General features: G+C 56.0%; 20 protein-coding genes. 7 read left to right on the top strand and 13 right to left on the bottom strand.

From position 1 onward, the window contains the following. Nucleotides 1-700: YcjF family protein (locus tag IQ273_RS14565; protein WP_194023903.1), on the top strand; the 700-nt coding region annotated here is incomplete at its 5' end. A 156-nt stretch (nt 701-856) separates the two neighbouring features. Here the strand turns inward: IQ273_RS14565 and IQ273_RS14560 are convergent. Then, complete coding sequence (locus IQ273_RS14560; RefSeq protein ID WP_194023902.1) at nt 857-1,510, bottom strand: PTPA-CTERM sorting domain-containing protein; 654 nt, start codon at nt 1,508-1,510, stop codon at nt 857-859. Between the two features lie 339 nt (nt 1,511-1,849). Between IQ273_RS14560 and IQ273_RS34790 the strand changes: the two genes are divergently transcribed. Beyond that, nucleotides 1,850-3,322, top strand: coding sequence for a LuxR C-terminal-related transcriptional regulator (locus tag IQ273_RS34790; protein ID WP_313898120.1), 1,473 nt, complete (start codon nt 1,850-1,852; stop codon nt 3,320-3,322). Between the two features lie 96 nt (nt 3,323-3,418). Further along, nucleotides 3,419-3,721, top strand: coding sequence for a hypothetical protein (locus IQ273_RS14550; RefSeq protein ID WP_194023900.1), 303 nt, complete (start codon nt 3,419-3,421; stop codon nt 3,719-3,721). 27 nt (nt 3,722-3,748) lie between these two features. Here IQ273_RS14550 and IQ273_RS14545 read toward each other — a convergent pair whose 3' ends face one another. From IQ273_RS14545 to thrB, 4 genes are all read right to left on the bottom strand, one after another. Beyond that, entirely contained in the window at nt 3,749-4,342 is a 594-nt protein-coding gene (locus IQ273_RS14545) for a sulfite oxidase-like oxidoreductase (protein ID WP_194023899.1), read from the bottom strand. Between the two features lie 238 nt (nt 4,343-4,580). Further along, nucleotides 4,581-4,733: a hypothetical protein gene (locus IQ273_RS14540; protein WP_194023898.1), complete on the bottom strand. Its 153-nt coding sequence runs from the start codon at nt 4,731-4,733 to the stop codon at nt 4,581-4,583. 238 nt (nt 4,734-4,971) lie between these two features. Next, complete coding sequence (locus tag IQ273_RS14535; protein ID WP_194023897.1) at nt 4,972-6,582, bottom strand: NAD(P)H-quinone oxidoreductase subunit 4; 1,611 nt, start codon at nt 6,580-6,582, stop codon at nt 4,972-4,974. Nucleotides 6,583-7,186: 604 nt separating this feature from the next. Further along, complete coding sequence (thrB, locus tag IQ273_RS14530) at nt 7,187-8,104, bottom strand: homoserine kinase (protein WP_313898119.1); 918 nt, start codon at nt 8,102-8,104, stop codon at nt 7,187-7,189. Nucleotides 8,105-8,274: 170 nt separating this feature from the next. On the opposite strand from thrB, the gene IQ273_RS14525 reads away from it, so the two are divergent. Beyond that, nucleotides 8,275-8,718 carry an S-layer homology domain-containing protein gene (locus IQ273_RS14525; RefSeq protein WP_194023896.1) on the top strand — a complete coding sequence of 148 codons (444 nt, stop codon included), beginning with the start codon at nt 8,275-8,277 and terminating at the stop codon, nt 8,716-8,718. 3 nt (nt 8,719-8,721) lie between these two features. On the opposite strand, the gene thrS is transcribed toward IQ273_RS14525, so the two are convergent. Next, on the bottom strand, nt 8,722-10,518 hold the full coding sequence (gene thrS / locus IQ273_RS14520) for a threonine--tRNA ligase (RefSeq protein ID WP_228053036.1): 1,797 nt from the start codon (nt 10,516-10,518) through the stop codon (nt 8,722-8,724). Nucleotides 10,519-10,896: 378 nt separating this feature from the next. On the opposite strand from thrS, the gene IQ273_RS14515 reads away from it, so the two are divergent. Continuing rightward, a complete protein-coding gene (locus IQ273_RS14515; RefSeq protein ID WP_194023894.1) occupies nt 10,897-11,133 on the top strand; it encodes a DUF4327 family protein in 237 nt (78 codons plus the stop codon). 59 nt (nt 11,134-11,192) lie between these two features. Here the strand turns inward: IQ273_RS14515 and IQ273_RS14510 are convergent, their stop codons facing one another. Further along, nucleotides 11,193-12,965, bottom strand: coding sequence for a serine/threonine phosphatase (locus tag IQ273_RS14510; protein ID WP_194023893.1), 1,773 nt, complete (start codon nt 12,963-12,965; stop codon nt 11,193-11,195). 403 nt (nt 12,966-13,368) lie between these two features. Beyond that, entirely contained in the window at nt 13,369-13,965 is a 597-nt protein-coding gene (locus IQ273_RS14505) for a pseudouridine synthase (protein WP_194023892.1), read from the bottom strand. A gap of 318 nt (nt 13,966-14,283) precedes the next feature. On the opposite strand from IQ273_RS14505, the gene IQ273_RS14500 reads away from it, so the two are divergent. After that, nucleotides 14,284-14,592: a hypothetical protein gene (locus tag IQ273_RS14500; RefSeq protein WP_194023891.1), complete on the top strand. Its 309-nt coding sequence runs from the start codon at nt 14,284-14,286 to the stop codon at nt 14,590-14,592. A 6-nt stretch (nt 14,593-14,598) separates the two neighbouring features. On the opposite strand, the gene IQ273_RS14495 is transcribed toward IQ273_RS14500, so the two are convergent. Next, entirely contained in the window at nt 14,599-15,477 is an 879-nt protein-coding gene (locus IQ273_RS14495; protein ID WP_194023890.1) for a tetratricopeptide repeat protein, read from the bottom strand. Between the two features lie 439 nt (nt 15,478-15,916). Between IQ273_RS14495 and IQ273_RS14490 the strand changes: the two genes are divergently transcribed. Further along, entirely contained in the window at nt 15,917-17,029 is a 1,113-nt protein-coding gene (locus tag IQ273_RS14490) for a hypothetical protein (protein WP_194023889.1), read from the top strand. A 19-nt stretch (nt 17,030-17,048) separates the two neighbouring features. Here IQ273_RS14490 and IQ273_RS14485 read toward each other — a convergent pair whose 3' ends face one another. From IQ273_RS14485 to serA, 4 genes are all read right to left on the bottom strand, one after another. Next, nucleotides 17,049-18,233 carry a homocysteine biosynthesis protein gene (locus tag IQ273_RS14485; RefSeq protein ID WP_194023888.1) on the bottom strand — a complete coding sequence of 395 codons (1,185 nt, stop codon included), beginning with the start codon at nt 18,231-18,233 and terminating at the stop codon, nt 17,049-17,051. Between the two features lie 8 nt (nt 18,234-18,241). Then, entirely contained in the window at nt 18,242-18,451 is a 210-nt protein-coding gene (locus tag IQ273_RS14480; protein ID WP_194023887.1) for a hypothetical protein, read from the bottom strand. 4 nt (nt 18,452-18,455) lie between these two features. Then, nucleotides 18,456-19,364 carry a 50S ribosomal protein L11 methyltransferase gene (gene prmA / locus IQ273_RS14475; protein ID WP_194023904.1) on the bottom strand — a complete coding sequence of 303 codons (909 nt, stop codon included), beginning with the start codon at nt 19,362-19,364 and terminating at the stop codon, nt 18,456-18,458. Nucleotides 19,365-19,516: 152 nt separating this feature from the next. Next, nucleotides 19,517-21,097 carry a phosphoglycerate dehydrogenase gene (gene serA, locus IQ273_RS14470; protein ID WP_194023886.1) on the bottom strand — a complete coding sequence of 527 codons (1,581 nt, stop codon included), beginning with the start codon at nt 21,095-21,097 and terminating at the stop codon, nt 19,517-19,519. Between the last annotated feature and the right edge of the window lie 78 nt (nt 21,098-21,175).

The following is a 21,175-nucleotide window of genomic DNA, read 5'->3' as shown; positions in this document are numbered from 1 at the left end:
CCATCCCCCCTACCACCCCACCCTAGAGGCGGTAGATCGGCCCTTCAATGCTATTCGGGCCAATTTTGAAGAATTAGTAGATCGCACGGTGCTGATCGATTTCACCCTCGACGAAGATGGGTTTGCCCCGGTGTTTTACGGTCTTGAGGCCCTGCGCGACGCCCTGGCCGACCTGCTGCCCGAAGCCGAAGCTCAGGCGTTGTACCAACTATTGGATGAGCAAGCCGAAGCGACCAACCAGTTGGGCAACCTGTACCGCGATGTAGGGCGACACTATATTTCCGCCTTTGCGGTGATGGCCGCTACCCTGGCCGCCGTACCCCTACCCTTTGCCACCATGCCGGTGCTCACGGCGCTCCAGATTTCTATGGTAGGGCTGCTGGGCAAGCTTTACGGCCAAACCCTCAGCCCTTCCCAGGCGGGCGGGCTGATCAGCGCGATCGCGGGCGGATTCTTTGCCCAGGCCGTCGGGCGCGAGCTGATCAAATTTATCCCCGGATTTGGCAGCGTGATCGCCGCCTCCTGGGCCGCCTCCTATACTTGGGGGTTGGGCGAAGGAGCCTGCGTCTACTTTGGCGACCTGATGGGCGGCAAAAAGCCCAATCCCGAAAAAATTCAGGCGGCGATGCAAGAAGCCTTTACCCTAGCCAAAGATCGCTTCAAGGGCGGAGCGATCGAAACGACGTCTTCTAACCACTAAGGGACTCGCAAGAAAATAAGGTACCTGCTGAAAGGTACCTGCTGATTGGACTTCGACTTCGCTCAGCCCTCGATCACTGAAGGTTGAGCGAAGTCGAAACCTGGCTACCTGGTACACCATTAACCCACAGATCCCTAAGCTCCTTAGCCGCTTTGGCTAATCTGTCTGATTCTTGTCTTCCCGACGCTTGCGCAGCACCGCTAGCCCCATGCCCACTAGCCCAGGCAGCAACGCCGGAGTCGGGATAGGAGTGGGTACTGGGGTAGGCTCTTGTATCGTCAAGTCAATTCTGAAGTCTAAACTTCTTTGTGGGAGTAAGGCTAAATCCAGAGCAAAACCTTGCAGAAAAGTGACCTCCAGCTGATTACCGGCCAGTATTTTGATCGCCGGCTTCTCAATAAAGGCAGAACTTCCCAGCGGCACAAACGTATAGTCGGCTAAAAAGTTTTGCCCTGGGTTGCCAAAACCTGGTGCCAAGAAGCTGTAAACATCATCCCCAGAGGTGACATTGTTAAACTGCACCTGGTCAGTAAGGGTAAACCGAATGGAGGCTTCATCCAGGTCAATGTCCCAAAGGCCGCCAAATTGCGTCAACTCACGGCCTGATCCAACCACAACATTGGTAGGACCACGGTCAAAGATAACGTCCCCTGTATAAGGAATCTCGTTTAGGGTTCCAGCTTCTCTAAGGACATTCTCAACGCTCACATTGCTGTTGAGGGAAAATGCTTGGGCAGAGTCTGTCCACACGATACCCAGAGTCAAGGCGGCACCGACCCCAAGGCCGACGCCCATGAATTTCTCCTTCATCTGCTTCTCCAAACGGGGGCTTTAACTACTTACGAGAGGCAGATGCACAGTCCGGGCGACTCGCGGGCAAAGTTTTAGCGTGGGCGGGTTCATGCTCCGTTTACGTTTTAGCAAAAAATACGTAAGGACAGCCAAGGCCAGGTTAGAAAGTTTACCAAGCCTTGACAAAACCATCAGTATTTGAATGCGATCGCCTCTAACCAGAAACCAGGGGTGTTAACCGAACCTGCACCGAATTTAGTTGAGCAATCTGGCCCAAAAAACCTCAGGGGTGTTAACCGATACAGAGTATTGAACCAGTTCAAATCACTCTATAGACAGAGAATGTCAGGAAACCCCGTGAGAGCTGCTCCCGCAGACGTGGATAGCCCTAGCGTTGATAGGCCCAACCAGGCTCAGCTGCTGCTTGATTTGCAGCGGGTCAATAAAATTGCCCAGCGACTATCGGGATGTCTTGAGATTGAGATCATTGCCAGTATCGTCACTGATGGCCTGGTTCACCAGTTTGGCTGCGCCTTTGCCCGCATTTGGGTGGTAGAGCCCGATGCAACGATGCTGCGCCTAGTAGCCTCGTCAGGGCTATACACCCACACCAATGGCTCCTTTGCACGGGTGCCCATGGGAGCCTATAAAGTAGGCAAAATTGCCCAGAATCGGGTGCCTTTTCTCAGCAATCGCCTAGCCGAAGAGGCCTGGGTCAAAGACCGCGACTGGGCGATCGCCAACAATATTCAAGGGTTTGCGGGCTACCCACTGATGACAGGCGATCGCGTCATTGGCGTGCTAGCCACCTTTAGCCACAGCCCCATGGCCGCAGAATTTTTAGAAGTGCTGCAAGTACTCTGTATGACAGCCACCATCGCTCTTGATGCCGCCCTTCAGGTAGAGGCTAAGCCAACTGAACGAAAGATCAGTCTGACCAACAGCCCTACCCTATCCGACCAGCTGGCTCATTTGCTAACTACGGCCACTATGGCCCTAGTCGGTACCGAAACGCCTTTGCCCGACTCGGTGAGCTACATTTTTTTGCGCCTCGGTGAGCTGCTAGATGAGTTTCGCTGTGACTATGCTCGGCTTGTATATGGGGCCACCGACGTTACCCTAGAGGCGATCGTAGCCCTACCGGCTCAGTTCAGTAATGCACAGGCCAGCCAGATTGGGAGCCTACCGCACGATGCTGTGGCGCGCTGGCGATCGCGCTGTCACCAGCTCAGGTTTATGGTCACCTGCCTGGGGGGCAGTCTGCAAACTCAACCTGGCCCCCAGCAGCAAATGGTGCAGGTCACGCTACAGACCCCTTACGGCAACCGTGAATCTGGCGACAAAGTGAGCATTCAGTGCCGCGAAGCCCTGGTGCAGACGGCTCTCACCTGCTTAGCCTACCGCGCCGGGCTAACGGTGTGCGATGCCTTAGAACCTGAGGCAATTGTGATTACCGATAGTGAAACCGTGGCCAGGGCCGCCGATCGCGTGCTCTGGGTGCGGGTCAAAGCCTCTAATCCGGCCCCAGCCCCGGCCACTGCCAGCATCGGCTGGGACACAGATGCCGACCAGCTGCGTCAGGTGGTCCATCAATTACACACAGGCCAGTGGGTCGAGTCTGCCGTTAACCCAGGCACCCCTCGCCCCTCAGAGCGCGAACGCGAAATTATGGCGCTGTTGGCCCAGGGGCTGCGCGATCGCGACATCGCCAACCAGCTCTACATCAGCGAAAGTACCGTAAAGTTTCACATCAACAATAGTCTAGCCAAGCTGCAAGCCAAAAATCGCTATCAGGCCGTCTACCAAGCTGCCGTTCACGGGTGGATTTAACCGCCCCTGCCCGTTAGGCTGTCTCAACCCTCTCCCACGATGGGTACAGTAAGCCTATGACACCCGCTCCATCGTCCTGTCAGGAGTCTAAACCCAATGGATGATCTGATTAGCCTACTCGTTCAAGTCCTAATTGCCATGGCCTGCGCCTTTGCAGCCAACCTACTCATTCCTCGGCGAGTGCCCGGCAAACTCTTGGGCCTGGTGCTGATTGGCCTGGTGGGCGTGCTGGTCGGTCAGTGGGTCGCCAACTACTTACTTCAGCAGTACAACTTCACCTCGCCCTGGCTCACCTGGAGCTTTCAGGGAGTGCCCCTGGTACCCTCAATTATTGGCTCGACCATTGTGCTCTACTTGGTGACGGCATTTATGAGCTGGGGCCGCTACGGCAACCGTTGAGCTATCCCGTGCAAGCCATCACAAAGGTCAGCTGCTGTAGCGCTCTTCAGCCCAAGGCTCACCCCGATGATGGTAGCCATTGCGCTCCCAAAAACCAAGCGCGGGCTTTGCTAAAAACTCAATCCCGTTGATCCACTTGGCACTTTTCCAGGCGTAGAGGTGGGGCACTACCAGCCGCATTGGGCCACCGTGGTCTGGGGGCAGCGGCTCTCCGTCTAGAGTGTGGGCAAAAAAGTTTTCCGGTCGGGCGAAGTCGTCGAGGGCAAGATTGGTGGTGTAGCCACCATAGCAGTGCAGCATGACGTGGGTTGCGGCGGCATCAACCTCAAGCTGTGGCATTAGATCGGTGACGCGAATTCCCCGCCAGGTCACGTCGAGCTTTGACCAGGTGGTAACACAATGAAAGTCGGCAGTAAAGTCGGTTTGGGGCAGCGCCATGATCTCCTCCCAGGTAAAGGTTTTAGGCGCAGCCAACCCCGTAATAGTCAATGACCAGTCGGCCTGATTGACCTGGGGGGTATCGCCGTAGGTCAGAACTGGAAAACCTTTAGCCAGGTGCTGCCCTGGTGGCACGCGATCGGCCAATTCTGGACCTGGTTTTTGAAAATACTTACCGGCCATAGAGTATCTCGCAAGTCAGGGCATCTCCATTGTGGCGTAACCCTGTCTAACCGAGAATGCCCCATAGGAAGGTTCAGGGTTTAATCCGACATCCTTCTTGGCTACACCCAATTTGGAAGGGCAAATGCGATTCGCTACGGTTTGGCCTTTTGGGAATCGGGGTTATGCGATTCGGATGCTGGGGTGATACGACATCCAGCTGCCCCACGCTTATTCACGCTGCTACGGAAAGACAACTCTAAGCAGCTAAATCGCGAATGAAGCGCTTTAGCCAGTGGCGCGATCGCACATCGACAAAGGCTTGGCAGCGAGAGCATTGGCGAATGCCCCGGACCCCAATGCGAAGCAGGTGTTGGTTATTGCAGTGAAGACAGTGGTGTGACTGAGACATAACTATTTCAGGAAAACCTGTACCGAAAGTTTAAATACACGGCTTAAAGCGAGATCAACTTGGGGGTTAAGCCATCTCAATACAACTATTCTGACGCTCTGCGCCTGCCTTTAAGAGTGCCCAAAGACAGTGTTTTAATTGTCTCTAAAGTCAGAACTACATCCTTTAAAAATAAAAAGCTGCACTCTGACCATAGGCCAGAGTGCAGCAAATACCGGATGCACCAGCTTGTTTTGATTTAGTCGATCCGCGAATCAGCAGGGATAGCCAGTTCAGCCACTGTCACCCGAGGAGCCACCATAATGTGGGCGTAAAGCGGCGATGTTTGCCCAGCAGCCAGCACAGTTGTCTGTACTCGGCTAGCAACGGCCACCGTTTTCGCATCGTAAGCCTGAGTAGCCAGTTTGGGATACAAGCCAATCCCAATAATAGGTACCAACAGACAGGCGGCTACGAAGGCTTCGCGGGGGCGAATATCGAGAATGTTGGGTACCTTGGCAACCACCTGACCCGCATCACCGTAGAAGATGCGACGCAGCATAGAGAGCAGGTAGATAGGCGACAGCACTACTCCAACCGCAGAACCGATGATAATAACGGTCTTAAAGGCGGTACTGTAAACATCGCTAGTAGCCATGCCTAAAAACACCGCAATCTCGCTCACAAAGCCGCTCATGCCAGGCAGAGCCAGCGATCCCATGGAGGCAGCCGTGAAAAAGGCAAAGGTAGTAGGCATCTTGCGCGCCATCCCGCCCATTTCGTCCATGTCCAAGGTGTGCGTGCGCTCGTAGGTCACTCCAGACAGGAAGAACATGACCGCCGCAATCAGACCGTGGGAGATCATTTGCAGCATCGCGCCGCTCATCCCGAGGGTAGTGAACGCCGAGCAGCCGATTAGCACGAAACCCATATGGGCCACGGACGAGTAGGCCATACGGCGCTTGAGATTGTCTTGGCCAAAGGCTGTCATGGAGGCGTAGATAACGTTTACGACGCCCAAAATGGCCAGGAATGGAGCAAAGTAAAGATGGGCGTCGGGCAGCATCTCAATATTCATGCGGATGAGGCCATAACCCGCCATTTTAAGCAGAACCCCAGCCAAAATCATGGATACAGCCGCAGGGGCCTCGCTGTGAGCATCGGGCAGCCAGGTGTGCAGCGGAAAGATGGGCAGCTTGACGGCAAAGGCGACTAGAAACGCTGCATAGACCAGCAGCTGGAAGGTGAGGGAATAGTCTTTCTGGGCCAGTTCCGTCAGGTTGAAGGTAACGGTATCACCGTAGAAGGCCATTGCCAGGGCGGCGACCAGAATGAAGATAGACCCGATCGCGGTGTAAAGAATAAATTTAGTGGCGGCATAGTGGCGCTTTTGCCCGCCCCAAATGGAGATCAGCAGGTACACAGGCACCAGCTCAAGCTCCCACATGAAGAAGAACATGACCAGGTCTTGGGCCAAAAACACCCCAACCTGAGCGCTATACATAACCAGCAGCAGGCTGAAGTAGAGGCGGGGGCGACGAGTCACATTCCACGACGCCAAAATAGCTAGCGTTGTCACCAGACCACTCAGCACAACCAGGGGCATAGCCAGGCCATCGGCCCCCAGCGACCAGGTAAGGCCCACCTGGGGCACCCAGTTGTAGCGCTCAACTAGCTGCAAACCAGACTGGTTGAGGTCGTAGAAGTTAGCAAAGGTATAAAGAATTAGAGAAAACTCAATGAAGCCAATCCCTAAGGCATACCAGCGCAGAGTTTGCCCGTTGCGATTGGGCAGCACGGGTATGGGCAAAATTGCCAGCAGAGGAAGAATAACTAGGGTCGTCAGCCACGGAAATTGCTCGGTCAGCATGAGAATTCGCGTGAATAATATTACAAAACAGCCAGTGCATTTGGGTTCCGGTTTCAGTGTCTGACCTGAGGCGGACACACATCCCTTTGAGGAGCCGTTCAGAAATAGCGGCCTACCTCTACTGTTCGCGACGGCCTACCCTAGGCGAGGAGGTCGGAGAACTGCAGAGAGCGAGTCATGACCCAAGAGCACGACGATGGAACCGGAGTGCAAGATTGATAGAGAGATATACCTATCTTTGCGCCCGTCCTCAGTATAGGAAACTTAATAAACATTTGATAACTATTTTTTAGCGAAAATCGCAAAAGGTTGACATTCAAGGGCCTGAGATGAAGGCTACATAAGCATTTCAGCCCTATTCAACCTTTGAATTAATTAAAATGAGTACTCACATTTATGTATGTCAATGCATCGAAATCTTAATTATTGCAACAGTTGGGGCAGGACTCCGGCATTCACTTGCCGTAACGGCTATGGCCTTCTGAGTTGTAAGTCTGTGCTCCGCGATCGCACCCAACAGCGAGAGCCTGGTAATGGCACTCGCGATTTCCTTGCCCCTTACTCTGCTTTAGGAACAAGACTCTGTAGCTCAATGGCTTGCGGCTCAGGAAACGCTTGCTCCCCGAGTTTCTAGAGCGAGCACCCGGGCCGTTACCGATTGCCCGGTCTGTTGCCAGGCGGTGGCCATAGCGTTACACACGCTAGAGGCAGCCTGGGCTGGAGCCAGGGCCAGCAGGGTAGGACCCGCCCCACTTATAACTAAGCCATAGGCCCCAGCTTCGGTAGCGGCGTTGGCTACCGTTTCGTAGCCAGCAATCAACGTTTGGCGGTAGGGCTGATGGATGCGATCGCCCATCGCTACCCGTAACCAGTCGCCCCGGCCCGTCTCTAACCCTCGCAGCAGCAGCCCCAGGTGAGCGGTATTGAAGATAGCGTCGGCGCGGCTGTAGGTGGCAGGCAGCACCTGCCGTGCCGCAGCGGTAGACAGCTCAAAATCTGGGATTACAACGACAGGCGTAATTGCTTCATGCCAAGGGATAGGACACAGCACGGAGGAACCATCGTCATTTGCCACGGCTAGCTGGCAACCTCCGACCAAGGCAGGGACAACATTGTCAGGGTGGCCCTCAATGGCAACAGCCATCTCTACCAGGGCCGCTTGATCAACAGGGCGATCGCACAGTGCATTAGCACCCAGTAGGCCACCGACAATGGCCGTTGACGAGCTGCCTAAACCCCGCGCCAGAGGAACGTTGAGATCGATCGCGATCGCCACTGACGGTACAGCCATCTCTCGTCTGTGGAAGTAGCTGGCAAACGCCTTGTAGGCCAGATTAGACCCATCGGTCACCACCCGCTCAGCCTCTACCCCCCGCACCTCAATCGCTACCTCCCCCGCTGCTGGGTCAAGCAGAGTAAAGCGGAAGTGGTTGTAAAGGGTGAGTGCCGCGCCTAAACAGTCAAAGCCGGGGCCAATATTGGCGGTTGTGGCAGGCACAGTCACAGTCACGGATGTAGGCACCGCAAAAGCCTCCAGCGGTTGTAGAACAATTAGGCCAAGGATATTATCACTTTTTGATGCCGCCACAGAGATACAAGCCTAGAGACACAATCTAAGCCGACACAACTCAAGCGACATCCTTTCAGCCCGTCTCTACAATGAGAGACAGGGAAGATTTTGGGAGATTTGGAATGAACCTTCAGCCATTGATTCGCGGTGTCTTGGGCATAGGTTTAGGAGCCGGGATGGGCGCTTTGGCCGCGATCGCCCCGGCCCAGGCAGAGCCAAATTCTGTAGATACCGTTGATGAACCCATTGCCCAAGCCGCTGGACAACAGCTAGTGCTACCCTTCACCGATGTATCGCCCGATCACTGGGCTTACGAAGCCTTGCTCAACCTGGCTGGCACCTATGGCTGCGTTAGCGGCTATCCCGATGGCACTTTTCGGGGCGAAGCCGCCGTTACGCGCTATGAATTTGCCGCTGGTATGGACGCTTGTATGAACGTGCTTTCGGGCCTAGCGCAGCGGCAACAGGCGGAGCAAGATCAGGCCGTGCAGTCGCTGATTGACTCGATGGAGCAGTCACTTAGCGATCTACGCGAGATCGAGGCAGACCTGCCCGAGACTCCCTAGGGGCTAAAAGTCTTCGCGAGCAGCGATCGCCCCAGCCACCCGCTCTACCACCTCGGCCACGGGCAGCAACCCCAGTTCACCCTGGGCACGGGTGCGAATGCTAAGGGCGTTAGCCTCCAGTTCCTTTGCGCCAACCACCGCCATAATGGGCACCTTGGCCTTTTCGGCATTGCGCACCATCTTACCGAGGCGATCACCGCTAGCGTCTACCTCCACCCGCACGCCCCGGGCCAGCAACTGATCGGCGACGGATTGGGCATAGCCCAGATGCTCTTCAGTTATCGGCAGCAGGCGCATCTGCACCGGAGCCAGCCAAAGCGGAAAATCACCGGCATACTCTTCGATCAAAATGCCAATCAACCTCTCTAGAGAACCAAAGGGAGCGCGGTGAATCATCACCGGACGCTGGCGCGAGCCGTCTTCGGCTACGTACTCTAGGTCAAAGCGCTCGGGCAGGTTGTAGTCAACCTGTACGGTACCCAGTTGCCACTCGCGATCGAGGGCATCCCGAAAGATGAAGTCTAGCTTAGGCCCGTAAAAAGCCGCTTCTCCCGGCGCTTCGAAATACTCCATGCCCAGGGTCTGCACAGCCCGACGAATGGCCGTTTGAGACGCTTCCCAGACCTCGTCACCGCCAATGTACTTGGTTGATTCTGGGTCTCGAAAGCTCAGTCGAGCTTTAAAGTTCTTCAGCTTCAAGCTGCGAAACACGGAGAGAATTAAATCCACCACCTTGAGAAACTCGTCGTCAAGCTGCTCAGGGCGCACAAATAGGTGAGAGTCGTCTACCGTAAAGCCCCGCACTCGGGTCAGCCCACCCAGTTCTCCCGACTGCTCGTAACGATATACCGTGCCAAACTCCGCCAGCCGCAGGGGCAGCTCTCGGTACGATCGCAGTTCGCTCTTATAGATTTGGATGTGGAAAGGGCAGTTCATAGGCTTCATGACAAAGCCCTCTTCCGCCAGACGGGCCGCGTCATCATCCGCCATTAACGGGAACATATCTTCCCGATAGTTCTGCCAATGACCCGAGATTTTAAATAGATCCACCCGAGCAATATGAGGGGTGACCACTCCCAGGTAGCCCCGTTTGGTCTGCTCTTCCTTAAGGAAGGTTTCTAGGGTAGAGCGCAGCACCGTACCCTTAGGGGTCCACAGAGGCAGACCAGGCCCCACATCGTCCGAAAAAATAAATAGGCCTAGCTCTTTGCCCAGCTTGCGGTGATCACGACGTTTAGCTTCTTCGCGGCGGCGCTTGTACTCTTGCAGCTGCTCAGAGGTCTCCCAAGCCGTACCGTAGATGCGCTGGAGCTGGGCACGGTTTTCGTCACCACGCCAGTAGGCCCCAGCTACGCTTTCTAACTCAAATGCCTTGGGGTTGAGGTCGGCGGTGCTACCCACATGGGGTCCAGCGCATAAATCCCACCACTGGTCGCCCAGATGATAGAGGGTAATCGGGTCTTTCAAATCCTGCAGAATTTCAAGCTTGTAGGGCTCTCCTAACGCCTCAATACGGCGCTGGGCTTCGTCACGGGTGACGGTTTCTGGCGTGACCGGCAGCCCCTTATTGATGATCTTAATCATCTCTTTTCTGATCGCCTTCAGGTCTTGCTCAGTAAAGGGTTCAGGGCTGTCAAAGTCGTAGTAGAAGCCGTAGTCAATCCAGGGGCCAATGGTCACCTGCGTTTTTGGAAACAGGGTCTGCACTGCCATCGCCATAACGTGGGAGAAGGTGTGGCGAATCCGCTTCAGATCTTCTGACTCACTAGTACGAGGCAGAACCATGGGAGCACTAGCCATGGCAGCGCTAGATTGAGGGGCAGACGAGTCAGTTTGAGCCATTGGTCAATACTAAAAGGCAAAATAGGGTTGGACCTCTAGTTTAGCGACTATTGAGCCAACCCAAGGTCAAGCTAGCAACCAGGAGTACGGTTATCTACCCTTTGATTGGGGGAATACCTACCTCAATTAGTCACATCCTTCGGTACACTATTGGGGTGGTGACCAAATGCTAAAGATCAAAGGTCATCACTTGCAGGACAGGCTATAGGCAAGAATTGTGATTTCCCATTCTTGTGCTATGCTGTGTTCCTGAATCTAGGGTTAATGCCTGCGCAAGTTTCAAGGGTGTGCAGATTTTCCCGACCAACGTTCTGAAGAGCTTTTTAAATCGAAAATATGACTGAAGCAATTGCCGACTTAGTTGTCGCTCACCCAATGGTGAAATTTCAGCGCCAAGTTGAGTCTTTAGTTAAGAAGTCCAAAGTTGTACGCCCTAGCGACCCCATTTGGAAAATCGCCTTTCTGTTTGGCGACGACTGGGCTCATTGGAAGCAAGAACTAGAAGAATTCGACTTTTCAACCCAAGATCCAATCCAGGAGTTGCTGGCGGTGCAGTCTTGGGAAGAAGATTAGTGCGGTGTGCACCCGCCAGTTAGCGAGGGCCACCAGCCCGCTATAGCTAACCAGTCTAGCTAGCCAACTATAGGCGTCATGTCGGGCTGGAGCTTAATACGCACAAGAATGGTCGTGATATTGTCATGGCCATTTTTTTCGTTTGCCAAGTCGATGAGATGGGCGGTGCCGCTGGCGAGATTAGCTTTCGAACTTAATAGACCAGCAACATGAGAATCAGCATGGCGCTCTAGCAGATCGTTATCGCTCAGTCCATCTGAACATAGAACCAGCAAAGTATCTTCAGTAATTTCGTGATAGGTAATGCTAGGAACTAAGTCTTCTTTACCCCTGGGTCCGAGGGCCTGAGTAAGTTGGTAGGCATCGGGGCGGGCATAGGCTAGAGCTGGCTCTACTCCTCGGTTGATTTCTCGCTGCCCCACCTCATGATCGAGGGTAAGCTGTCGCAAGCCCAAGCGTTTGCTGTAGCTATACAAGCGACTATCGCCCACGTGCACCACAGCTATATCAAGGTTGTGCACAAGCACCATGACCAGGGTGGTGCCCATGCGGCCTACCCCCGACGTTGCGTTTGACTGATTAATATCGAAGATGGCTTGGTTGGCTGTCACTACCGCCTGAGTTAAGGTGTCTTGATCGGGCAAGCGATCGCCGCTCCAGTTCTGGGTTAAATACTCTCGCAGGGTGCGCACCGCTAGCTGACTAGCAACTTCCCCCGAGGCGTGGCCACCCATGCCATCGCAAAGAATGTAGAGCCCCTTAGCCCGCAGCACGGTGCCCTGGGGACCACTAACCTTGTGGAGTTGAGTCTGAGTAAAGAACCAATCTTCATTGTGGTGGCGCTGCTGACCCACATGGCTTTGGCCGGCATCGTCAAGGTAAGACAGTTTCATGGGCAGCACCATAGTGGGTGCTTCGATTGGCCCATTGCCATCGTCATCTGGCAGTTCTTGAGTGTCAAAGACAGCGTCAGACTCCAGATCGCCTTCGTCGGCAGCAACTGATCTGGCGATCGCCAGATCAGGCTGATCTACATCAATAATGTCGTCAACGTCAACATCATCAGCGCCATCGACCCAGTCAGACCCAGCGGCTTCTACCCCAGGCAAGGGATAGTCTTGGGCGGCTTCGGCCAGTATGTCCTGCACCTGATTAATATCGGTGATCGCACCTTCGACCAAATCGCTGACCAGGGTCTCCACCTTTAGAGGCAGACCCTGGCCCCGACTTAGCATGGCTTGCCACATCTGCCCCAGAGCCTGTAGCGGCAGGGGCGACTGCCGACTAGCGAAGTCGATCTGAGTGAGGCAGAGCAAGCTGTTTTCGTTTAAGGCTAGCCGCTGGGGGTTGAGCAGAGTGGCCTGCCCCTGCCACGGAGCCAGGGCCTGCCACAGCAGTGTTGTTTCAAACAACCACTGAATATGCTGTAGCGGCTCATCAATAGCCATCCAACCCATGGATAGGGGTAGCCAGATGGTTCGGTCTTCAATCAGCAAGAGGGTATGTTTGGGTGTCTGCCAAGCATGATGAAGCTCAGGAATAGCCGGGAAATAGTCGGCCTGGAGAGCCAGATACGGATAGGCTTGAGGCGGCACCCCACTCGCTAAAGGATGGGTCGCTGGATCGAGAGTAGGGGTTTCTAGCCAGGCCGCCTGTAAAGCGTACAGTGGAGAGTCGGCGTCGGGCTGACAGTCAATGACAACCTGGGATGTAGCGCTGGCCGACCCCAGTGGGTTGGGCGAGGCAATCAGCCGGTAGCGGCGATCGCCATCAAGGTAGCCCTCAATATCAAGATCATCAGGGGCGGTAGCTGTCACCTCTGAGCCAGTCATAGCAAGCACTCGCCACCGCTGGAGTGGCTGTCCACACTGTTCGCAGGACCGCTGTGAATCAGGGTTTTCAAACTCACAAAAAGGGCAAGTTAGCATCCTAGCGGTGATCCAAAATTAGGCCAGTCAGCCAGCGAATGGGAGCCGTTACCCTGAGTCAAGATCTTGAAACTAAGCATTTTGCTGACGGCTAAGACAGGCTTTCACACAACAGTTTGATACACCCTACTGGGAAATCGACGTGGGTATGGCACATTAAGTATGGCATGGGTAGCCCCTAAAGCTGCCTTACCGCAAGCTCATGGTAACTTACTGCCCCCGCCCTCACCTGCCTAACCCAGCGATTCTTGACTTAGCTCAGCGAGATTGTTGAGGGCTATACCTTTTGACTGGCAGTAGCTTTTGGCTAAATTTGCAGTAGCTTTTGGCGCTCATCGGTCGTAGCAACTCGCCACTGTCCCGGACTTAAGGTACCCAGTTGCAGATGGGCGATTGCTATGCGCACCAGCCGCAGAGTGGGATGCCCGACAGCGGCGGTCATGCGTCGCACCTGGCGGTTTTTGCCCTCCTGTAGGGTCATTTCTAGCCAGACCGTAGGAATGCTTTGGCGAAAGCGAATCGGCGGGTCTCGCGGCGGCAGGGTCGGCTCAGCCCTGAGTCGCTTAACCTGGCAGGGCAGCGTCCGATAGCCCTTAATCGTAATCCCTTTTTGGAGCTGGGTTAGGGCGGCGACGGACGGCACCTGTTCAACCTGCACCCAGTAGGTGCGGGGGTGGGCAAAGCGCGGATCGCTGAGGCGATGCTGCACTCGACCGTGGTTGGTCAGCAGCATTAATCCTTCGCTGTCGCGATCGAGGCGTCCAACCGGATAGACATCTGACACCGGGACAAAGTCTTTGAGGGTAAGGCGAGGCTCAGTAGCAGAGGCCGGAGGAGTATTGCCCTCGCTGAACTGACTGAGCACGTTGTAGGGCTTATAGAAAAGAATATATTGATGCGCCATGTCTTTGACTACAGGCAGCAGATTAGCTGAGGGAGGTTGGACCCGGTGATCGACCCGTCGGGTACCTAGTACTCGACGGTGTAAGTTGGGCGACTATTGCCAATCGCGGAAGGGCCGGGGATCTAGGGAGCCTGGATCAATGGGTTTATTTCAGCTATGCGACACTGGAAAGAACAACTCTAGCGATCGCAGCATAAACCACTCCCTAAGAGCTGCAACATTTCATTGCAACTCTTGTGGAAATGTTGAGAAACTACAGCAGTCAGGGTCAGACCGATATGCTGAACTCTATAGGACTGATTGTGGCAGGACAACACCATGGAATTCGGGAATAAGTATCGTTTCGCTTGCACCCTCACCTTTGGCGACATCTATGGCCAAATTATCGCCTGGCTGGTGATTTTGTTCATTAGCCTGGCGGCATCGCTGGCCCTGATGGGCGCTCGGCAGCCTGTGGTCGCCCTGGCTACCGTCGGGCTGATTTTGGTGCTGTCGCTGCCTTTTCTGCTGTTTGCCTTTGTGACGACGCTGTTTAACCATATTGAGTTTGAGCCGGTAGAGTCTAGTCAGGCTGCCCCCAACCGCCCGGAAAGAACGGTCAGCTCTACCTCTCCGGCCCGAGCTTAAACTGGCCTATTCTGCCGATTCTTCGGCGGCAGGGGCTGGTTCTACAGCGTCTGTGGTCTCGCTACTGGCCCCTGGCGCTGCCTGTCCCTGAGCAGACATCAGCTCAATTTGATCTTTGAACTGAGCGGGGGCCAGTGCTGTGGCCTGGGTAAAGAGAGCCTGGGCAGTATTGGCATCGCCTTGTTCTTGTAGCACCAGGGCTTTGGCCAACACTGGGCGAAAGTCATCTGGAGCGGCTTCAATCGTCTCGTCGTAGAGAGCAATAGCCTGGTCAGGGCTATTGGCTTCCACATGCACCTGGGCCAGCAGCAGCTTCACAGATGTCGTGTCGATACCGGTCGCTGTGCCGTCTGACTGCAGCTGGTCGGCGGTTTTAAGGGTATCTTGCAGCAGCCCGATCGCGGCCTGGGGGCGTTCTTGCTGCACCAGCAGCACCGTTAACCCCTGTAGCGCGTTCATATTGCCAGGCTGTTGATCGAGCACCTGGCGATAGGTTTGGGCCGCTCCTTCTAGGTCACCCAGCTGCTGTTTGGTTTGAGCCAGCAGCACAGCGTAGTCGGGCACGCCTGGGTTGAGTTCTACCAGTTTCTCCAGGGGGCCAACCACTCCGTTGATATCGCCTAGCTGAATGCGCGCATCCACTAGGCCCTGTAGGGCGGTTTGGTTGTCGGGCTCGCGCTCTAGCACCAGCTCGTAGCCTCGGGCCTGGGCCTCTAGCTCGGCCTGCATGGCAGTGGGGTCGGCGGCGGGGCTGGCATCGGGGGTACTGCTGGCCCGACGATTGTCGTTACTGCCCAGAATAGGCAGCAGCGATAGCGACAAAAAGGCCGCTAGGGCCAGGGTCAAAACAGTGCCAACGAGCCAACGGTTACGGTTTGCGGTCACGGGTTTACCTCATCAAAGAGCGGCGGGAACGCGATACCTAGGTTAGGGGGCGATCGCGAAATGTCTACAGTAGTTACAGATTAGTTGCAGGTAGATGATTTTAGCGCTTTGGCCTGGGGCTGGAGCTGCGCCTCAAGTCAGCCCCAGGATCCAGGGTTACACTAGCAAAGAAGTTGCCAAAATGCTCAGAAACAATACGGATTGCTAACCGTCAGCGATGGAAACCTAAGATAGCTGCTTCGGCCGTTGAGGTAACTGTCTGCGGGCTGTACTGAACCAGATGTAAAGCTCTTGACAAGTTGCGTAAACCGCTTAAATATTTGCCCCGACCATGCATATGAGAAGGCGAATGTTACGCTAGGCTTACAGGCTAAGTCATGCGCGAAGTTACCGTTGCGCCGGGTGGCTAGTTCATGTTGAGAGGGAGATCGGTGGTGTCATGGGTTCTACAGAGCAAGACGCTTCTAAGAGCGACGTTAAAGCTAAAGATGGCCTCGACCAGGGGACGGTACCGGCCGCCGATCGGCCATCGCTAATGTCTCCTCCCCGGCGGCCGGTGCGGCCGGTACGTCCTACCGTTTCCCCTGAGACAAAGCCTGCGGTTAGTGTTAAGGCTGCACCCAAGGCCGCTGAGGCTGGCCCTGCTAGCGACGTTGCCGTGGTCGAAACCGCTGAACCAGACTCAGAGGCCTACCGCTATCAGCCGATCGCGCCTCCCAGCGAGCCGATGCAGTACCGGGCGATTGGGCTGGTGCGAGGTACCTATGAACCTAGCGAAGCCGACCAACTCAATCGGGGCAACCTCACTACCGAAGACGGTCACGTGATCGATTCAGTGCTGCTGGGGCGCATTACCAGCCTGGTGAAAAAGCATATTGACCTTTCGGTGCCCCACCTGTGGGTGGTGTATCCTCGCACCCGTCGCGAACTCGACAACGACGATCAGGATTTGCACCTGCAAATTGTTGGCGTTTGGGAACCTGAAACCCTCGGTCTACCTGGGGAAGCACCCTCCAGCGACGATGAAGACGACGAAGCCGCTGACGAAAAACCAGATCTTAGCGATCTGCCGCCCGTTGACGATAACTTCTTCTCTATTCGCGGCGAGGTGATCAAATATACGCCAGAAGATCAGTGCATTGCGGTCAAAATTCTCCAGGGAGTGAGGCGCACCCCAAGCTCTTCAAAACCGTTTAAGCTGCTGATCCACGGCACCATTGAAGGTCGTACCGTCGGCTACTTTTGGGATTTTAAGGTCAGACGCGATGCTAAGGTTTTGGTGCTGAGCGAGGCGACGATGGTGGGCATTGTGCCTCCCAAAAAGCGCGCCAAGGGCAGCGGTGGCGGTGGTGGCCCTCGACGGGGCGGCAGACCGAACATGCGCAGTGGCCCTGGCGGCAGCAGACCGCCTATGCCCAGCCGTCGCCCCACGGGGGTCAAAGGCAGCGATGCCGGAACGGATACTCGTTCAGAGTCGGGTTCTGAACGCCCTGCGAGTCGCCCCAAAAAGCGCGAGGAAAATCGCGAGAGCAGCCCCGAATCGTCGAGTTGAGCCGAGTCGAAGAGTCGGCCTAGCCCCCCAGCGCATCTTGGGGTAAAAACGCCCGGTCTTGGGGCAGAGGGGCTACAGGTGCGGCCAGCTCAAATTGTCCCGCCTCTATCCAGGTTTTAAGTTCGCTGGCGACCCGGCGAGCCAGATAAATGCTGGCTAGGGGTGCCGTACGGACGGGCTGTCCTTCTATGGTGATGCTGCCTGACTTGAGCTGAGCATAGCTGACCAGGCCAAAGGTCGGCCGCACCCGGCGGGGAATTGAAAAATCCATCACCGGAGCCACAATGTCGGCATCCTGCACGGCGCAGTGGGTTGCCACCTGCTCATTCAGAATAGGGATAGGTACCCCTACCCCCAGCATGAGTGAAGGCCCATAGCCTTTGAAGTAGCAGCCCCGTACCCACTCAGGCCGCATTTGTTTGGCATCGCCGATCAGGGCCAGCGTCGCAGCCGGACCAATGGGGGTGCGGTTGGGCAACCGCCGCTGTAGCGGAAAGTGCTGGGTGCCTTCCCAGGCAATATAGCCAACGCCACCGCCAAAGAAAATACGACTGCCAATACCAATGGCCTCTAGATCGGGGTCGTTTAACAATGGAGACAGCGCCCCTGGATTGGCATAAACAGCATTGCCCAGGCGCGGCTGAAGCGGGCCGAGGTAGGTGGAGAGGGTGCGATCGCCCCCATTCACCCCCACAATGAAGTTTTGATACAGCCCACGGGGGCTGAACAGATAAAACTGGTTGATCGTGTCGCGGGTAATGGTGGTTTCGAGCGAGGTGCGGGGGTAGCAGTCGGTACCGTGCCCCGTCGCCTGTAGCGGCACGCTGCGCCCCGCAATTAGATCGGCAATTACATGACCGCCACCGTGCTCGCGCACGGCTTCGGGGTCACCCAGGTCAGCGCCGCGTCCGGCCACGGCGGGCTGGCTCGCCCCCAGGCACACATCCACTGCCCCAAAGCCAGCGTAGGCGGGTACCCCATCAAGGTAGCACTCCAGCAGCTTGATGGGCGGGTCGGTGTGGCCCAGATTGAGCATTGCCCCCGACGACTCCATCGGCTCAAAGGTGCCCGTAACCACAACATCCACGGCAGCGGCAGCGGCGGCGACTCCCTGCTCTTTAGCGTGAGCTTTGAAGGCTTCGGCAGTTTGCACCACCGCTTTCCCCTGGCGAATTTTGTCGTTAATGCCGTCGATGGTGCGCATGGTTGAGCCTAGGAGTTGGAGCTGCGGCGCAGCCAAAACAGGCTACCCATGAGCGCTGAGGGGGCTAGCAGCAACCCCACGATTAGAGCTAGAGCCGGGCTATTCTGCCCCGCCTGAGAACCGGCCAGCAGCATCGGCACCCCGTATTTAACCGCCGCGCTCAACGCTCCAGACAGCGCCACTACTTTAGCCACAAAGCTGAGGTCAGAGGAATTCATAGGTTTAGGGCTGCGCTCCCTCAGAGGATCGCCGTACGTTGAGACAACACCACTCCTGCCGTCGCCAAAGGGTGGCTACCACCCAGCCGTGCTGCTCTAGGGTATCGGCCACCAGCTTCGACTGGTCGAGCAGAATGCCGCTGAGAATGCCCCAGCCATCGGCAGTAACGATGGTGTGCATTTGGGGAATGAGGTCCATGATTACCTCGGCCAGAATGTTGCACACAATGCCGTCGACCGGGGCGTCGATGGCTTGGGCGATCGCATCCAAACTGCCGTGCAGTAGCGGCAGATGATCCTCCGTCAGGCCGTTGAGGGCGCGGTTGCCTTTGGCTGAATGCACCGCCAGATCGTCAGTATCTGCCGCGTAGGCTTTTTTGGCCCCCAGCAGCAGCGCCCCAATCGAAAGAATGCCAGATCCACAGCCAATATCGGCGATCGTGACATCGGTTTTTTCGTAGGTGAGCCGCATTTCGAGCGACTCCAGGCAGAGCTGGGTGGTGGGGTGGTTGCCGGTGCCAAAGGCTACCCCTGGGTCGAGGCGCAGCACCAGTCGGTCGTTGTCGGCGGGCGGCTCTAGCCAGGCGGGCGTGATCAAAAAGCGATCGCCAATCGGCTCAGGCTGCCAGTGGTCTTTCCAGCTTTTCGACCAATCTTCTTCATCGATTAGGTGCCAGCTAATGCGGGGCAGCACTAGGTCGTTGCACAGAGCATCTTGTTTAATCAGCAGCGCTAGAGCCGATAAATCCAGCAGTTCTAGCCGATGCTGCGGAAAATAGGCCTGCACAATGCAGGACGAACCCCGCTGCTGGGTTGAGGTACCCTGGCTACCAAAGCTGTCAAACCGCCAGAAGACTGTGTCTTCTAAGGCCGGATCGCACAGCACGTTTACTTCCCACCAGGTGTTGACCACAGCCATTCCAGCGATCGCCTCGTAACTAGCAACATTGGGCTTGCACTCTGTATCAAGCCTGAGGTTCCAACTGGGTGGCCGTAGGGTGAGCATTGCCCACCCACCTATGCCTGGATCAGAACACAGCTTGAGCACCCTACACCTTGCTCATCCTACAAATTCACGGTGTAGGCATCGCGAATGCCGGGCACCTTGAGAATTTCATCCAAAATGCCCTCTGGCAGAGGGTCATCAAGGCTGAGCGCCATCACTGCGTCACCGCGCACAATTTTGCGGCCCACCTGCATGCTAGCGATGTTGACGTTAAAGCTGCCCAACAGCGAGCCAATTTTGCCGATAATACCCGGCATATCGCGGTGCAGGGTAAACAGCATGTGCTGAGTCGGCGGCACGTTGATGGGGAACTCATCGATATCGGTAACGCGAATTTCGCTGCCCCCCAGCAGCACTCCAGTTACCGAGTGTTCGCCCAGGCTGCCCTTGGCCGAGAGGTTCAGGGAGCCAGTGTAGTCGCGAATGTCGGCATCGCGGGTTTCGATCACGTGGATGCCCCGCTCTTTGGCTTCAATGGAGGCGTTGACGTAGTTGACCCGCTCCTGCAGCGCGTGGGAGAGCAAACCCTTGAGCGCGGCCACCATAATTGGCTGCGTGTCGCCCCCGGCAATGTCGCCCTGCAGACGCACGGTCAGCTCTTCGACCCGGCCCCCGGCCAGCTGCCCTACCAAGTTGCCCAGGGTTTCGGCCAGCTGCAGGTAGGGGCGCAGCTTTTGCATGACCTCGGGGCGCAGACCGGGAATATTTACCGCAGAGCGAGCTGGCAGCCCCAGCAGCACATCGCGAATTTGCTCAGCCACATCAATAGCCACATTCACCTGAGCTTCTTCGGTAGAGGCCCCCAGGTGGGGAGTGAGAATCACCGCCTTGTCCAGGTCGCGCAGTTCCGACTCACCCAGGGGCTCAGCTTCGTAGACATCTAGCGCCGCACCGCCAATGGTGCCCTCTCGCAGAGCGTTGGCCAGAGCGGCTTCGTCAATAATGCCGCCGCGAGCGCAGTTGATGATGCGCACGGTGGGCTTCATTGTTGCCAGGGCTTTTTCGTCAACCAGGTGGGTGGTTTCAGGCGTTTTGGGCAGGTGCAGGGTAATGTAGTCGGCCTCGCGGAAAAGGAGATCGAGATCGACCAGGCGGCAGCCGAGCTGCTCAGCGCGATCGGCGGAGATAAAGGGGTCGTAGGCCAGCAGCTTCATGCCCATCGCCCGCGCCACCGTGGCCACATGGGAGCCAATTTTCCCCAGGCCCACCACACCCAAAGTTTTCTTGTAAATTTCAACCCCCGTGAAGTCTTTGCGCTTCCATTCGCCCGCCTTCACGGAGCGATCGGCGCTGGGAATATATCGCGACATCGCCATCATCATGGCCAGGGCATGCTCGGCGGCCGCAATGGTGTTGCCCTCGGGCGAGTTGACCACTACAATGCCGCGTCGGGTGGCCTCGGGCACGTCTACATTGTCTACGCCGACCCCAGCCCGACCAATAATCTTCAGGTTCTGACCGGCCTCAATCACAGCTTTAGTGACTTTGGTGCCAGAGCGAATCATCAGCGCATCGTAATCGCCAATGGCGGCTACCAGTTCCTCAGGCGACAGGCTGGTATTGACATCGACCTGAGCAACCTGGGAGAGAATATCAAGACCCGCTTGATCGATAGGGTCGGAAACGAGAACCTTGGGCATGGGTCAGCCATAAAAATGTCACAGGGATCTACTTTACTGCAAAGGCGGAGCGGGGCATTAGTGTAGAGAGTACTTTTG

Origin of the sequence: Nodosilinea sp. LEGE 07298 (assembly GCF_015207265.1) — a bacterium.
Classification (GTDB): Bacteria; Cyanobacteriota; Cyanobacteriia; order Phormidesmidales; family Phormidesmidaceae; genus Nodosilinea.
The sequence above is the reverse complement of the archived record's forward strand: the minus strand, read 5'-3'. Positions and strand labels throughout refer to the sequence as shown.

What these genes read in the sequence shown, in the direction of transcription:
- IQ273_RS14535 (WP_194023897.1), bottom strand. Translation starts at nt 6,582, where the DNA reads ATGCTGACCGAGCAATTTCCGTGGCTGACGACCCTAGTTATTCTTCCT.
- IQ273_RS14510 (WP_194023893.1), bottom strand. Translation starts at nt 12,965, where the DNA reads ATGACTGGCTCAGAGGTGACAGCTACCGCCCCTGATGATCTTGATATT.
- thrS (WP_228053036.1), bottom strand. Translation starts at nt 10,518, where the DNA reads ATGGCTAGTGCTCCCATGGTTCTGCCTCGTACTAGTGAGTCAGAAGAT.
- IQ273_RS14560 (WP_194023902.1), bottom strand. Translation starts at nt 1,510, where the DNA reads ATGAAGGAGAAATTCATGGGCGTCGGCCTTGGGGTCGGTGCCGCCTTG.
- IQ273_RS14550 (WP_194023900.1), top strand. Translation starts at nt 3,419, where the DNA reads ATGGATGATCTGATTAGCCTACTCGTTCAAGTCCTAATTGCCATGGCC.
- IQ273_RS14545 (WP_194023899.1), bottom strand. Translation starts at nt 4,342, where the DNA reads ATGGCCGGTAAGTATTTTCAAAAACCAGGTCCAGAATTGGCCGATCGC.
- IQ273_RS14500 (WP_194023891.1), top strand. Translation starts at nt 14,284, where the DNA reads ATGGAATTCGGGAATAAGTATCGTTTCGCTTGCACCCTCACCTTTGGC.
- IQ273_RS14485 (WP_194023888.1), bottom strand. Translation starts at nt 18,233, where the DNA reads ATGCGCACCATCGACGGCATTAACGACAAAATTCGCCAGGGGAAAGCG.
- IQ273_RS14515 (WP_194023894.1), top strand. Translation starts at nt 10,897, where the DNA reads ATGACTGAAGCAATTGCCGACTTAGTTGTCGCTCACCCAATGGTGAAA.
- IQ273_RS14480 (WP_194023887.1), bottom strand. Translation starts at nt 18,451, where the DNA reads ATGAATTCCTCTGACCTCAGCTTTGTGGCTAAAGTAGTGGCGCTGTCT.
- IQ273_RS14505 (WP_194023892.1), bottom strand. Translation starts at nt 13,965, where the DNA reads ATGGCGCATCAATATATTCTTTTCTATAAGCCCTACAACGTGCTCAGT.
- IQ273_RS14490 (WP_194023889.1), top strand. Translation starts at nt 15,917, where the DNA reads ATGGGTTCTACAGAGCAAGACGCTTCTAAGAGCGACGTTAAAGCTAAA.
- IQ273_RS14525 (WP_194023896.1), top strand. Translation starts at nt 8,275, where the DNA reads ATGAACCTTCAGCCATTGATTCGCGGTGTCTTGGGCATAGGTTTAGGA.
- IQ273_RS14540 (WP_194023898.1), bottom strand. Translation starts at nt 4,733, where the DNA reads ATGTCTCAGTCACACCACTGTCTTCACTGCAATAACCAACACCTGCTT.
- serA (WP_194023886.1), bottom strand. Translation starts at nt 21,097, where the DNA reads ATGCCCAAGGTTCTCGTTTCCGACCCTATCGATCAAGCGGGTCTTGAT.